Below are 12,455 nucleotides of genomic sequence, written 5' to 3'. Positions count from 1 at the left end.
CTTACTTCCTGATCGCCTTGCGCGGACCCTTACGGGTGCGGGCGTTGGTACGGGTGCGCTGACCACGCAGCGGGAGACCACGGCGATGACGCAGACCGCGATAGCAGCCCAGGTCCATCAGTCGCTTGATCGCGATACCGATTTCGCGGCGCAGGTCGCCTTCGACGACATACTTGCCGACTTCGGCGCGCAGGCGCTCGATTTCGGGTTCGGACAGATCACGAATCTTCGTGGTCGAGGTAACGCCTGCGGATTCGCAGAGCTTCTTCGAACGGGTACGGCCGATGCCGTAGATGCTTTGCAACCCGACCCAGACGTGCTTCTGGGCTGGCAGGTTGACGCCTGCAATACGCGCCATGACGCGATTCTCCAACTGAGTGATGGCCCGACAGCGCCCAGGCGCCATCCGGCAGGATGGATCAAAAGTGAACTTGGAATGATAACAAGGCCTCGGATTGCTTTGAAGCCCGTGGAACCAATAGTTCCATGGACCCGGCGTGGGGAGTGTGCCCTCGCTCCGGCGCCGGACGGTGTTGATCCAGAAAACTGCTCCGAATCGCCTGTGCTACTCCCGCACAGGACCACCCCGTCACACCCGCGCGCGAGACGTCGCGCGAGCCGCCCTTCTGATCGGAAGATCGTGGCCCGGGAACCAGGCCGTCTTCACGTAATGAAGATCTAGTGTACCACTTAACCGCGCGCCAAGCCGCCGCGCGAGCCGCCCTTGAGGTTGGCCTTCTTCAGCAGGCTCTCATACTGATGCGACATCAGATGCGCCTGGATCTGCGCAATGAAGTCCATCACCACCACCACCGCGATCAGCAGCGAAGTGCCACCGAAGTGGAACGAGGTGCCGAGCTGCGTGCGCATGATTTCCGGCAGCAGACAGACGATGACCAGGTACAGCGAACCGGCTGCGGTCAGACGCGTCAGCACGCCGTCCACATAGTCGGCGGTCGCCTTGCCCGGACGGATGCCCGGAATCAGCGCGCCAGACTTCTTCAAGTTGTCGGCGGTTTCCTGCGAGTTGAACACCAGCGCCGTGTAGAAGAACGCGAAACCGATGATCAGCGCAGCGAAGACCAGCATGTGCACCGGCTCACCGGGCCCAAGCGCATTGGCGATCTTCTGCAGCCACGACCCCACCCCGCCCGAAGCCGCCTGACCCGACCACATCGACAGCGTCGCCGGGAATGCCAGGATGCTGGAGGCAAAGATCGGCGGAATCACGCCAGCCATGTTGAGCTTGAGCGGCAGGAACGAAGTCTGGTTCATGTACGCATTGCGACCGCCCTGGCGGCGCGCGTAGTTGACCGTAATACGCCGCTGCCCACGCTCGACGAACACCACAAACAGCGTAAACGCCAGGATGGTGATGACGATCAGCAACAGCGAAATGAAGCTCAGATTGCCTTCGCGGAACGCCTCGACGGTCTGGATCGCCGCCGACGGCAGACCGGCCACGATGCCGGCAAAGATGATCAGCGATACACCGTTGCCGATACCGCGCTCTGTGACCTGCTCGCCAACCCACATCAGGAAAATGGTACCAGCGGTCAGCGCGATGACTGCGGTGAGGACAAAGCCCATACCCGGCGCGTACACCACCGGAGCGCCGCCCGGTGCCGTCTGGTTCTGCAGCGCGAGCGCGATACTGCCGCCCTGCACCACCGCCAAAAGCACAGCGCCAATGCGCGAATACTGGGTGATCTTGCGTCGGCCCGACTCGCCTTCCTTCTGCATCGCCTTGAGGGCGGGAAAGATGTGCGTGGCCAGCTGGATCACGATCGACGCCGAGATGTACGGCATCACGTTCAACGCAAAAATACTGAAACGGTGCAGGGCGCCGCCCGAGAACATGTTGAACATGTCCACGATGCCGCCGCCCTGCGCCTGCATCAACGAAAGCATGGCATCGGGATTGACGCCCGGCACCGGCACATAGCAGCCGATGCGATAGACGATCAATGCCCCGAGGACGAACAGTAGCCGCTGGCGAAGTTCCGTGAACTTGCCGAGCCCGCCACCGAGGTTACCAATGCCAGCCTGCGCCATCTGCCGATTACTCCTCTACGCTGCCGCCGGCAGCTTCGATTGCTGCCTTGGCGCCTGCGGTAGCCGCAACGCCCTTCAGCACGAACTTCTTGCTCAGCTCGCCCTTCAGCACGACCTTCGCCTTCTTGGCACGGCTCGGGACCAGGTTGGCCGCACGCAACGCTGCAAAGTCGACATCACCGGCATCCAGCTTGTCCAGCTGGTAGGACAACACTTCAGCGGTATCACGCGCCATCTTGGAGCGGAAACCGATCTTCGGCAGACGGCGCTGCATCGGGGTCTGGCCGCCTTCGAAGCCAGCCTTGATCTTGCCGCCGCCCTTACGAGCGAACGAACCCTTGTGACCGCGACCAGCGGTCTTGCCGAGGCCCGAACCGATACCACGACCGACGCGGGTGCGTTCGGTACGGGCGCCGTCGGCCGGCTTGAGGTCATTAAGACGCAGAGTCATGGGATTACTCCTCAACCTTGACGAGGTAGTGAACCGTATTGATCAGGCCACGCACCTGCGGGCTGTCCTTCAGTTCACGCACATCGTTGAGCTTATTCAGGCCCAACGCACGTACCGACAGGCGGTGACGCGACTGGGTTCCACGCAGGCCACGCACCAGGCGCACCTTCACGGTCTTGTTGGTGTCCTTAGCCATGGTTGAGCTCCTCCACCTTCTTGCCGCGCTTAGCCGCCACACGTGCCGGCGACTGCACTTCCGACAGACCCTTCAGGGTTGCACGGACCAGGTTGATCGGGTTACGCGAACCAACGGCCTTGGCCAGCACGTTCTTCACGCCAACCGCTTCCAGCACGGCGCGCATGGCACCGCCGGCGATGACGCCCGTACCTTCCGAAGCCGGCTGCATATACACGCGCGCTGCGCCGTGCCCGGACTTGACCGCATGCCACAAGGTACCGTTATTCAGATCGACAGTGGCCAGATTCTTGCGCGCCTGCTCCATCGACTTCTGGATGGCGACCGGCACTTCGCGCGCCTTGCCATAACCGAAACCGACCTTGCCCAGACCATCGCCGACCACGGTCAGCGCGGTGAAGGTGAACTGGCGACCGCCCTTGACCGTCTTGCTGACGCGATTGACCGCGACCAGCTTTTCGATCATGCCATCGTCGACTTTCTCTTCGCGGTTACGGTCGCGATCACGACCCCGCGGTGCACGTTCTTCTGCCATCTTGATTCCTTGATTGATTGAGTATGTACGGCTCGAAGCCGCTTATGGTTGTGGAGTCACGCTGTGTTCCCGGCACCGTTGCAAAAGAACGGGACGGTCCGGCATCTCACTGCCGGCGGTATTGCAGATGTGGTCGATGACCACATCCGCAGCAATGCTTAGAACTGCAGGCCGCCTTCGCGAGCTGCATCGGCCAGCGCCTTGATGCGGCCGTGGTAGCGATAGCCCGAGCGGTCGAATGCGACCTTCTCGATGCCAGCAGCCTTGGCGCGCTCGGCGATCAGCTTGCCGACCTTGACGGCCGCATCGCTGTTCTTGCCGTTCTTCAGGCCGTCCTTGACGTCGGCCTGCAGGGTGTTCGCCGCAGCGATCACCTTGGAGCCGTCGGCAGTGAAGACTTGCGCGTACAGATGCTGACCGGTGCGCAGCACCGACAGACGGGCGACGCCCAGCTCACGGATGTGCGAGCGGGTGGACTTGGCGCGACGCAGACGGGCGATGTTCTTGTTGATGCTCATGATATGTGTCCTACGGAAGCTGAAGGAAAACAGGCTTTTGCATTTAGAAGTCCGGCCATGGATGGCCGGGCTCCTAGCAGAGGGACCTGCCTTACGCCTTCTTGGCTTCTTTGCGAATGATGACTTCACCGGCGTACTTCACACCCTTGCCCTTGTAGGGCTCCGGCGGACGGAAACCGCGGATCTTGGCGGCGACTTCGCCGACGCGCTGCTTGTCAGCGCCCTGAACCAGAATTTCGGTCTGGGTCGGAGTCGACAGCGTGATGCCTTCCGGCGCCACGAACACCAGCGGATGCGAGAAACCGAGCGCCAGGCTCAGATCCTTGCCCTGCATGGCAGCGCGGTAACCGACGCCGACCAGCTCGAGCTTGCGCTCAAAGCCTTCGGAAACACCCTTGACCATATTGGCCAGGATGGCGCGCACGGTGCCGGTAATCGCGATCTGCGATGGATCATTGGCCGACAGCGTTGCAACGTCGCCATCGACGGCGATTTCGACGCCAACCGGCTTCGGCAGGGTCAACGTGCCCTTCGGGCCCTTGACGCTGACCAGCTCAGGCTGGACCTTGAGTTCAACACCCTTCGGAAGGGAGACGGGCTTCTTGGCTACACGGGACATGTTCGATTCCTTCCCTTAGGCCACGAAGCACAGAACTTCACCACCAACGCCGGCTTCGCGAGCCTGCGCATCGGTCATGATGCCCTTCGACGTGGAGATGATGGCGATACCCAGGCCACCGAGGACCTTGGGCAGCTCGGTCTTGCCGCGGTACTGACGCAGACCCGAGCGCGAAAAACGCTTCAAGGTCTCGATGACCGGACGGCCTTCGAAATACTTCAGCACAATTTCGAGCTCCGACTTGTTGTTTTCGGTGGCCGTAACGCGCAGGTCGGTGATGTACCCTTCATCCTTCAGGACTTGGGCGATCGCAACCTTAATCTTGGACGACGGCAATTTCACCGTCTGCTTACCAACCGCGGCCGCATTCTTGATGCGAACCAGCAGGTCGGCGATGGGATCAGTCATGCTCATATGAGTACCTTTGAGTGCACCGATATCCGCTTTCGCGAAAATCTTGTGTTTTCCTGGGGACGGGCCAGGACCCTTGACGCCATGCCGAACCTGTACGGGCAAGACAGAAGCGGAAGTATACGACAAAAGAGCCCGACTTGCGTCGGACTCCCTTGTTGAACAGAACAATCCTGCTCAAACCAGCCGCGAACGGCCGGCAATGCTGTTACCAGCTTGCCTTACGCAGGCCAGGAACGTCGCCGTTCATCGTGGCTTTGCGCAGCATGTTGCGACCCAGACCGAACTTGCGGTAGACACCGCGCGGACGACCGGACAATTCGCAACGGTTGCGGTGGCGACTCGGCGACGAATCGCGCGGCAGCTTCTGCAACTTGGTCGACGCATCGATCTTCTCTTCGTAGGACGCGTCATGACTGGAGAGGATCTTCTTCAGCGCATCACGCTTGCCGGCGAATTTCTTTGCCAGCTTTGCACGCTTGATATCGCGGTGAATCATGGAGGTCTTTGCCATTTCGGATGTCCTCGACGGTCAGTTACGGAACGGGAACTTGAACGCTGCGAGCAGCGCCTTCGCTTCCGCATCCGTCTTGGCGGTGGTGGTGATGGCGATATCCATACCGCGAATCGCGTCGACGGCGTCGAAGTCGATTTCCGGGAAGATGATCTGTTCCTTCACACCCATGTTGAAGTTGCCACGACCGTCGAAGGAGCGACCGGACACACCACGGAAGTCGCGCACGCGCGGCAACGAGATGTTGATCAGGCGATCCAGGAACTCGTACATCTTGGCGCGACGCAAGGTGGTCTTGCAGCCGATCGGCCAACCGTCACGAATCTTGAACGATGCGACCGAGACGCGCGACTTGGTGACCACCGGCTTCTGACCGGAGATCTTGGACATGTCGGCGACCGCATTTTCCAGAATCTTCTTGTTGGTAGCCGCTTCGCCCACGCCCATGTTGAGCGTGACCTTGACCAGCTTCGGCACTTCCATCGGATTGGTGTAGCCGAATTCCTTCATCAGGGCCGGCACCACGTTTTCCTTGTAAAACTTTTCGAGACGCGTATTCATGATCTCATTCCTCAGGCGTCAAGCGCCTCACCGCTGGAGCGGAACACACGCAATTTGCGTCCATCCTCCAGCACCTTGAAGCCAACGCGCTCGCCCTTGCCCGTTGCCGGGTTGACGATATTGACGTTGGAGATATGGATCGACGCTTCACGCTCGACCACGCCGCCGGCAACGCCTGCCTGCGGGTTCGGTTTGGTGTGGCGCTTGATGACGTTGGCGTTGGAGACGATCACGCGATCGCCGTCCACACGCACGACTTCACCCTGCTTACCCTTGTCCTTGCCGGTGTTGATGACGACCTGGTCGCCCTTCTTGATACGGTTAGCCATGTGTATGTCCTCCGCTCACAGCACTTCGGGAGCGAGCGAGACGATCTTCATGAACTTCTCGGAACGCAGCTCGCGCGTCACCGGCCCGAAGATGCGGGTCCCGATCGGCTCCTGCTTGTTGTTCAACAGCACAGCGGCGTTGCCATCGAAGCGGATCAGCGAACCGTCGGGACGGCGCACACCCTTGCGGGTACGCACCACGACGGCGTCGTAGACTTCGCCCTTCTTGACTTTGCCACGCGGAATGGCGTCCTTGACGGTCACCTTGATGATGTCGCCAATGTGTGCGTAACGGCGCTTGGAGCCGCCCAGCACCTTGATGCACATCACTTCCTTGGCACCCGAATTGTCGGCCACATCGAGGTAGCTCTGCATCTGGATCATGATTCAGATCTCCCTTAGCCGGCCGAACGGGTGACGATTTCGACCACCCGCCAGTTCTTGGTCTTGGACATTGGAGCAATCTCGGTCACACGCACGACGTCGCCTTCATTGCAGGCATTGTCGGCATCGTGTGCGTGCAGCTTGGTCGAGCGCTTGATGTACTTGCCGTACAGAGCATGCTTGACCTGGCGCTCCACCAACACGGTGACCGTCTTGTCCATCTTGTTGCTCACGACACGGCCTTCGACCGTGCGCAGCGTTTGCTTTTCGTTGTTGTCGCTCATCGCGGCCGTCCTTACTTGGTGCTGCCGAGCAGATGCTTGACGCGAGCAATCTCGCGGCGCACCCGGCGGGTTTCGTGGGTCTTCGGCAGCTGGCCGGTGACCTGCTGCATGCGGAGCGAGAACTGCTCCTTACGCAGATCGGTCAGGTGGACCTTCAGTTCGTCAGCCGACTTCTCGCGGAGTTGTTTGATATCCATCAGCGCACCGTCCGGGTCACGAAAGTGGTCGTCACCGAGAGCTTGGCAGCTGCAAGGCGGAACGCCTCGCGTGCGGTCTCTTCGGGAATACCCTCGATTTCATAGATCATGCGGCCCGGCTGAATCTGCGCGACCCAGTACTCCACGTTGCCCTTACCGGAGCCCATGCGGACTTCGATCGGCTTCTTGGTGATCGGCTTGTCGGGGAACACACGGATCCACATCTTGCCGCCCTTTTTGACGTGGCGGCTGATCGTGCGACGTGCTGCTTCAATCTGGCGTGCGGTCAACTGACCGTGCGCCGTGGCCTTGAGGCCGTATTCGCCGAAGCTGACGGCGTTTCCGCTCCATGCCAGGCCGTCATTGCGGCCCTTGTGCATCTTGCGATATTTGGTTCGCTTGGGTTGCAACATTGCCGTTACCTCGCTTCACGAGCCGGGCGCGACGGGCGGTCGCCACGGTCACCGCGATCGTTACGATCGTTGCGCGGGCTGTCGTCCTGCTTTTCCTGGCCAACCTGAGAGAAGTCGAAGACTTCGCCCTTATAGATCCAGACCTTGATGCCGATGATGCCGTACGTCGTGGACGCTTCGGCAAAACCGTAATCAATGTCGGCACGTAGCGTGTGCAGCGGCACGCGGCCTTCGCGGTACCACTCCGAACGGGCGATTTCTGCACCGTTGAGGCGGCCAGCCACATTGACCTTGATGCCCAGGGCACCCAGGCGCATCGCGTTACCGACCGAGCGCTTCATTGCGCGGCGGAACATGATGCGACGCTCAAGCTGCTGCGCGATCGATTCGGCGACCAGCTGCGCATCCAGCTCCGGCTTGCGCACTTCGGTGACGTTGATGTGCGCCGGAACGCCCATCAGCTCGCTCACTTCCTTACGCAGCTTTTCGATGTCCTCGCCACGCTTGCCGATCACCACGCCCGGCCGGGCAGTGTGGATCGTGACGCGGGCGGTTTTGGCAGGGCGCTCGATCAAGATCTTGCTGACACCTGCCTGCGCCAGCTTCTTGCGCAGCATTTCACGCACTTTCAGGTCGGCTGCCAGATAGGCAGCAAAATCGCCCTTGTTTGCGTACCACTTGGAGTTCCAGTCTTTGGAGATACCAAGACGGATTCCAGTCGGATGAACTTTATGACCCATGGTCTTTTCCTTTCCGCTTACTTGGCGGCGCCGACAATCACAGTGATGTGACTGGTGCGCTTGAGGATGCGGGTACCGCGGCCTTTCGCCCGCGCCATGAAACGCTTCAGGGACGGACCTTCATCAACCATGATGGTCTTGACCTTCAGCTCGTCGACATCCGCGCCCTGATTGTTCTCGGCATTGGCAATAGCCGACTCCACAACCTTTTTGATCAGGTGTGCAGCCTTCTTATCCGAGAACTTCAGCAGATTGACCGCACGTTCGGCGGACAAACCACGCACCTGGTCAGCGACCAGGCGGGCCTTCTGCGGGGAGATGCGCGCGGTGCGCAGGATTGCTTTCGCTTCCATCGTCATCTCTCCTTACCTGCTCGACTTCTTGTCGCCACCGTGACCCTTGAAGGTCCGGGTGACGGCAAATTCGCCGAGCTTGTGGCCGACCATATTCTCGTTGACGAGCACCGGAATGTGGTTCTTGCCGTTATGCACGGCGATGGTGATGCCTACCATTTCGGGCAGGATCATCGAACGGCGCGACCAGGTCTTGATCGGCTTCTTGCTACCCGCAGCGGACTCCACCTTCTTTGCAAGGTGGTGATCGACGAACGGGCCCTTCTTGAGTGAACGTGCCATGGTCGATTAGCCCCTACGATCGCGGACGATGAATTGCTGGGTGCGCTTGTTCTTGCGCGTCTTGTAACCCTTGGTCGGAACACCCCACGGGGTGACCGGATGCGGATTACCCTGACCAGCCTTCGCTTCACCACCACCGTGCGGGTGATCGACCGGGTTCATGGCCGCACCGCGGACGGTCGGGCGAACACCGCGCCAACGCTTAGCGCCGGCCTTGCCCAACTTCTCGAGGTTGTGCTCGTCGTTTCCGACTTCGCCGATGGTGGCGCGGCACTCGACCGGCACCTTGCGCATTTCGCCCGAGCGCAGACGCAGCGTGGCATAGATGCCTTCGCGAGCGACCAGCTGGACGGCTGCACCGGCAGCACGTGCGATCTGAGCGCCCTTACCCGGCTTCAGTTCGATACCGTGAACCGTCGTACCGACCGGGATGTTGCGCAGCGGCAGCGTGTTGCCGGTCTTGATCGGTGCATTGGCACCGGCAATGACCTGGTCGCCAGCCTTCAGGCCCTTGGGGGCGATGATGTAGCGACGCTCGCCGTCGACATAGCACAGCAGAGCGATATGGGCGGTACGGTTCGGATCGTATTCGATCCGCTCCACACGCGCCGGAATGCCTTCCTTGTTGCGCTTGAAGTCGATGATCCGGTAGTGCTGCTTGTGGCCACCACCGACGTGACGCACGGTGATGCGGCCATGGTGGTTACGACCACCGGACTTGCTCTGCGAATCGAGCAGCGCCGCGTGCGGTGCGCCCTTGTGCAGATCGGGAGTAACCACGCGCACGGCGGAACGACGGCCGGGAGAGGTGGGTTTGAACTTCATCAATGGCATGGGATGGACCTCAGGCCTTGGCCGTTACGTCGATGGACTGACCATCAACCAAGCGGACGTACGCCTTGCGCCAATTGCCACGGCTGCCAGCACGGTTACGGAAGGACTTGCTCTTGCCCTTGACGTTGACCACGTTGACTGCCTTGACCTTGACGTCGAACAGCTGCTCAACCGCGGCCTTTACATCGGCCTTGGTGGCTTCGTTCGAAACTTCGAAGACATACTGGTTGGAAATTTCCTGCAGGCGCGCGGTCTTTTCGGAGACTCGCGGAGCACGCAGCACGCTGAAGATTTTTTCGTTGCTGCTCATGCCAGCCACTCCTCGACCTTCTTGACCGCATCGGCGGTGATCACGACCGTATCGGCCCCGACCAGAGCGACCGGATCCAGACCCTGCACATCACGCACCTGCACATACGGCAGATTGCGGGCGGACAGATACAGGTACTCGGAAGCTTCTTCGGTGACGATCAGCGGGCGCTTGCCCACATCCAGTCCCTTGAGCTTTTCGATCAGGTCCTTGGTCTTGGTCGCTTCGAGGTCGAACGCGTCGACGATCATCAGACGACCCTGACGGTTCAACTCGGAGAAGATCGCGCAGATGGCCGCACGGTACATCTTGCGGTTGACCTTCTGCTCGAAGCTGCGCGGCTTGGCCGCGAAGGTCACGCCGCCGCCGACGAAGATCGGAGCCGTCAGCGCGCCATGACGCGCACCGCCGCCCTTCTGTTTCTTCGACTTCTTGGTCGTGCCCGCAACTTCCGAACGCGTCTTCTGTGCCTTGGTACCGGCGCGACCGGCGTTGCGATAAGCGACGACGACCTGGTGAACCAGATCTTCGCTGAATTCGCGACCGAACACGGCATCGGAGACCGAGACCTTGTTATTGCTACCCGTGATAACGAGTTCCATCGTCATCTCTCCTTATGCCTTGCTCGCCGGACGGACGATCACGTCGCCACCAGCTGCGCCAGGCACGGCGCCGCGGATAGCAATCAGACCACGCTCGACGTCGACCTTGACCACTTCCAGGTTCTGCGTGCTTTGCTGCACGGCGCCCATGTGGCCCGACATCTTCTTGCCCGGGAAAACGCGACCCGGGGTCTGGCGCTGACCCAACGAACCCGGCGCGCGATGCGACAGCGAGTTACCGTGAGTTGCATCGCCCATACGGAAGTTGTAGCGCTTGATGGTGCCCTGGAAACCCTTACCCTTGGTGACGCCCTGGACGTCGACCTTCTGGCCGACCTCGAAGATGTCCGCCTTGATTTCGCCGCCGACGGCGAAATCGCCGAGCTGCGCATCTTCAACGCGGAATTCCCACAAGCCACGACCCGCTTCGACCTTCGCCTTGGCGAAGTGACCGGCGGCCGGCTTGTTGACCAGTGCGGCGCGACGCGCGCCAACGGTAATCTGCACTGCGCTGTAGCCGTCGGTTTCAACGGTCTTGATCTGCGCGATGCGGTTCGGAGTTGCTTCGATCAGCGTAACCGGCACCGAGCGGCCGTCTTCAGTGAAGACGCGACTCATGCCAGCCTTGCGGCCCACGAAGCCCAACGAATATTTCTTCGTCATGGTCGTAGTCCTCAGGTCAACTTGATCTGTACGTCGACGCCAGCCGCGAGCTCGAGCTTCATCAGCGCGTCCACGGTCTTGTCGTTCGGGTCGACGATATCGAGCACACGCTTGTGCGTGCGGGTTTCGTATTGGTCACGCGCATCCTTGTCGGCATGCGGGGATACGAGGATGGTGTAACGTTCGATCTTGGTCGGCAACGGGATCGGGCCACGCACTTGCGCGCCGGTCCGCTTAGCCGTTTCGACGATCTCGCTGGCCGAACGGTCGATCAAACGATGATCGAACGCCTTCAACCGAATCCGGATCTTTTGTTCCGACATGACGGAAGCTTCCTTCGTTAAAAGAGCGACGGGCAAGGCCTCTGGGATACCTGCCCCGATATTCCTGACGTTGATGAAATCGCTGCAATCCTGTCAGCGAGGGCATTTCCTCCGCCCAAAAACTGAGGCAGCCCGGTAAACCGGCCTGCCCAGACGGAAAAGTATAATGCGCGACAAGAACACGGTCAACAACGTGTGAGTTGTTGAGTGCCCCATGCAGCGCGACCTTCCCGGTCTGGCGAACACGAGCGGCGTCCTGCCGTTCTTTTCGCTGTAACTCAGCGCCCTACCCAGGGACACCGAGCCGCGCATTATAGCGAGCGTGATTTCGACGTGCAAGCGCTCTAGCTAGAGAATGTTGTGGTCGCTCTCATACCCGTTTCCATTGGAAAACGAAAAAGGCCGGCTTGCGCCGGCCTTTCCGCTACGTCGACGACCGAGGCGTCGAACGCAGATGTCTTACTTGATAATCTTGGCGACCACGCCGGCGCCGACGGTACGACCGCCTTCACGGATGGCGAAGCGCAGACCTTCGTCCATCGCGACCGGATTGATCAGGGTCACGACCATTTTCACGTTGTCGCCCGGCATCACCATTTCCACGCCCGCAGGCAAGCTCACCGCACCCGTAATATCCGTCGTGCGGAAGTAGAACTGCGGACGGTAGCCTGGGAAGAACGGACTATGACGACCACCTTCCTCTTTCGACAGCACGTACACCTCGGCCTCGAATTCGGTGTGCGGCTTGATCGAACCCGGCTTGCACAGCACCTGGCCGCGCTCCACGTCGTCACGCTTGGTGCCGCGCAGCAGTAGACCGGCGTTGTCGCCTGCCTGACCCTGGTCCAGCAGCTTGCGGAACATTTCCACGCCAGTGACCG

24 protein-coding genes are annotated in these 12,455 nt (G+C 60.6%); all 24 read right to left on the bottom strand.

Annotation, left to right across the window (positions count from 1 at the left end; translation table 11 throughout):
* Window position 1: 1 nt before the first annotated feature.
* Window positions 2-358 carry a 30S ribosomal protein S13 gene (rpsM, locus tag XBLMG947_RS01525; protein ID WP_003486672.1) on the bottom strand — a complete coding sequence of 119 codons (357 nt, stop codon included), beginning with the start codon at window positions 356-358 and terminating at the stop codon, window positions 2-4.
* A gap of 332 nt (window positions 359-690) precedes the next feature.
* On the bottom strand, window positions 691-2,055 hold the full coding sequence (gene secY / locus XBLMG947_RS01520) for a preprotein translocase subunit SecY (RefSeq protein ID WP_008571664.1): 1,365 nt from the start codon (window positions 2,053-2,055) through the stop codon (window positions 691-693).
* 7 nt (window positions 2,056-2,062) lie between these two features.
* Window positions 2,063-2,506 (bottom strand): 50S ribosomal protein L15, encoded by a 444-nt coding sequence (gene rplO / locus XBLMG947_RS01515; protein WP_011346542.1) that lies wholly within the window; start codon window positions 2,504-2,506, stop codon window positions 2,063-2,065.
* Between the two features lie 4 nt (window positions 2,507-2,510).
* The gene (rpmD, locus tag XBLMG947_RS01510; protein WP_003486678.1) at window positions 2,511-2,702 is read right to left on the bottom strand and encodes a 50S ribosomal protein L30; all 192 of its coding nucleotides are present in this window, start codon (window positions 2,700-2,702) and stop codon (window positions 2,511-2,513) included.
* Entirely contained in the window at window positions 2,695-3,237 is a 543-nt protein-coding gene (rpsE, locus tag XBLMG947_RS01505; RefSeq protein ID WP_003486682.1) for a 30S ribosomal protein S5, read from the bottom strand. Before rpsE ends, rpmD begins: the two co-directional genes overlap by 8 nt.
* A gap of 158 nt (window positions 3,238-3,395) precedes the next feature.
* Window positions 3,396-3,755 carry a 50S ribosomal protein L18 gene (gene rplR, locus XBLMG947_RS01500; RefSeq protein WP_010371104.1) on the bottom strand — a complete coding sequence of 120 codons (360 nt, stop codon included), beginning with the start codon at window positions 3,753-3,755 and terminating at the stop codon, window positions 3,396-3,398.
* Between the two features lie 91 nt (window positions 3,756-3,846).
* Window positions 3,847-4,374 (bottom strand): 50S ribosomal protein L6, encoded by a 528-nt coding sequence (gene rplF / locus XBLMG947_RS01495; protein WP_065466072.1) that lies wholly within the window; start codon window positions 4,372-4,374, stop codon window positions 3,847-3,849.
* A gap of 15 nt (window positions 4,375-4,389) precedes the next feature.
* The gene (rpsH, locus tag XBLMG947_RS01490) at window positions 4,390-4,788 is read right to left on the bottom strand and encodes a 30S ribosomal protein S8 (RefSeq protein WP_010371096.1); all 399 of its coding nucleotides are present in this window, start codon (window positions 4,786-4,788) and stop codon (window positions 4,390-4,392) included.
* A 205-nt stretch (window positions 4,789-4,993) separates the two neighbouring features.
* Window positions 4,994-5,299: a 30S ribosomal protein S14 gene (rpsN, locus tag XBLMG947_RS01485; RefSeq protein ID WP_065466071.1), complete on the bottom strand. Its 306-nt coding sequence runs from the start codon at window positions 5,297-5,299 to the stop codon at window positions 4,994-4,996.
* An 18-nt stretch (window positions 5,300-5,317) separates the two neighbouring features.
* Window positions 5,318-5,860, bottom strand: a complete 543-nt coding sequence (gene rplE / locus XBLMG947_RS01480) for a 50S ribosomal protein L5 (RefSeq protein ID WP_010371090.1) — start codon at window positions 5,858-5,860, stop codon at window positions 5,318-5,320.
* 11 nt (window positions 5,861-5,871) lie between these two features.
* Window positions 5,872-6,189, bottom strand: a complete 318-nt coding sequence (gene rplX / locus XBLMG947_RS01475) for a 50S ribosomal protein L24 (protein ID WP_003486696.1) — start codon at window positions 6,187-6,189, stop codon at window positions 5,872-5,874.
* A 15-nt stretch (window positions 6,190-6,204) separates the two neighbouring features.
* Window positions 6,205-6,573 (bottom strand): 50S ribosomal protein L14, encoded by a 369-nt coding sequence (rplN, locus tag XBLMG947_RS01470; RefSeq protein WP_003486699.1) that lies wholly within the window; start codon window positions 6,571-6,573, stop codon window positions 6,205-6,207.
* Between the two features lie 14 nt (window positions 6,574-6,587).
* Window positions 6,588-6,857 carry a 30S ribosomal protein S17 gene (gene rpsQ, locus XBLMG947_RS01465; RefSeq protein ID WP_065466070.1) on the bottom strand — a complete coding sequence of 90 codons (270 nt, stop codon included), beginning with the start codon at window positions 6,855-6,857 and terminating at the stop codon, window positions 6,588-6,590.
* A gap of 11 nt (window positions 6,858-6,868) precedes the next feature.
* Window positions 6,869-7,054 (bottom strand): 50S ribosomal protein L29, encoded by a 186-nt coding sequence (gene rpmC, locus XBLMG947_RS01460; protein WP_065466069.1) that lies wholly within the window; start codon window positions 7,052-7,054, stop codon window positions 6,869-6,871.
* Complete coding sequence (gene rplP / locus XBLMG947_RS01455; RefSeq protein WP_003486706.1) at window positions 7,054-7,467, bottom strand: 50S ribosomal protein L16; 414 nt, start codon at window positions 7,465-7,467, stop codon at window positions 7,054-7,056. The genes rpmC and rplP overlap by 1 nt, the downstream gene beginning before the upstream one ends.
* A 5-nt stretch (window positions 7,468-7,472) precedes the next feature.
* A complete protein-coding gene (rpsC, locus tag XBLMG947_RS01450; protein WP_005993372.1) occupies window positions 7,473-8,207 on the bottom strand; it encodes a 30S ribosomal protein S3 in 735 nt (244 codons plus the stop codon).
* Between the two features lie 17 nt (window positions 8,208-8,224).
* Window positions 8,225-8,560 (bottom strand): 50S ribosomal protein L22, encoded by a 336-nt coding sequence (rplV, locus tag XBLMG947_RS01445; RefSeq protein ID WP_002811686.1) that lies wholly within the window; start codon window positions 8,558-8,560, stop codon window positions 8,225-8,227.
* A gap of 12 nt (window positions 8,561-8,572) precedes the next feature.
* On the bottom strand, window positions 8,573-8,842 hold the full coding sequence (gene rpsS, locus XBLMG947_RS01440; RefSeq protein WP_005993369.1) for a 30S ribosomal protein S19: 270 nt from the start codon (window positions 8,840-8,842) through the stop codon (window positions 8,573-8,575).
* A gap of 6 nt (window positions 8,843-8,848) precedes the next feature.
* Entirely contained in the window at window positions 8,849-9,676 is an 828-nt protein-coding gene (rplB, locus tag XBLMG947_RS01435) for a 50S ribosomal protein L2 (protein ID WP_003486715.1), read from the bottom strand.
* 10 nt (window positions 9,677-9,686) lie between these two features.
* Window positions 9,687-9,986, bottom strand: a complete 300-nt coding sequence (gene rplW / locus XBLMG947_RS01430; protein ID WP_002811694.1) for a 50S ribosomal protein L23 — start codon at window positions 9,984-9,986, stop codon at window positions 9,687-9,689.
* Window positions 9,983-10,588 carry a 50S ribosomal protein L4 gene (gene rplD / locus XBLMG947_RS01425; protein ID WP_065466186.1) on the bottom strand — a complete coding sequence of 202 codons (606 nt, stop codon included), beginning with the start codon at window positions 10,586-10,588 and terminating at the stop codon, window positions 9,983-9,985. Before rplD ends, rplW begins: the two co-directional genes overlap by 4 nt.
* A 12-nt stretch (window positions 10,589-10,600) precedes the next feature.
* Entirely contained in the window at window positions 10,601-11,251 is a 651-nt protein-coding gene (rplC, locus tag XBLMG947_RS01420; protein ID WP_005993363.1) for a 50S ribosomal protein L3, read from the bottom strand.
* Window positions 11,252-11,262: 11 nt separating this feature from the next.
* Window positions 11,263-11,574 carry a 30S ribosomal protein S10 gene (gene rpsJ, locus XBLMG947_RS01415; protein ID WP_003486723.1) on the bottom strand — a complete coding sequence of 104 codons (312 nt, stop codon included), beginning with the start codon at window positions 11,572-11,574 and terminating at the stop codon, window positions 11,263-11,265.
* 459 nt (window positions 11,575-12,033) lie between these two features.
* A partial coding sequence (locus XBLMG947_RS01410; RefSeq protein WP_083992786.1) for an EF-Tu C-terminal domain-related protein occupies window positions 12,034-12,455 on the bottom strand: 422 nt, incomplete at its 5' end.

This window comes from Xanthomonas bromi (assembly GCF_900092025.1).
GTDB lineage: Bacteria > Pseudomonadota > Gammaproteobacteria > Xanthomonadales > Xanthomonadaceae > Xanthomonas > Xanthomonas bromi.
Note: the sequence above shows the minus strand (reverse complement) of the source record. Positions and strands in the feature narration are given on the sequence as shown.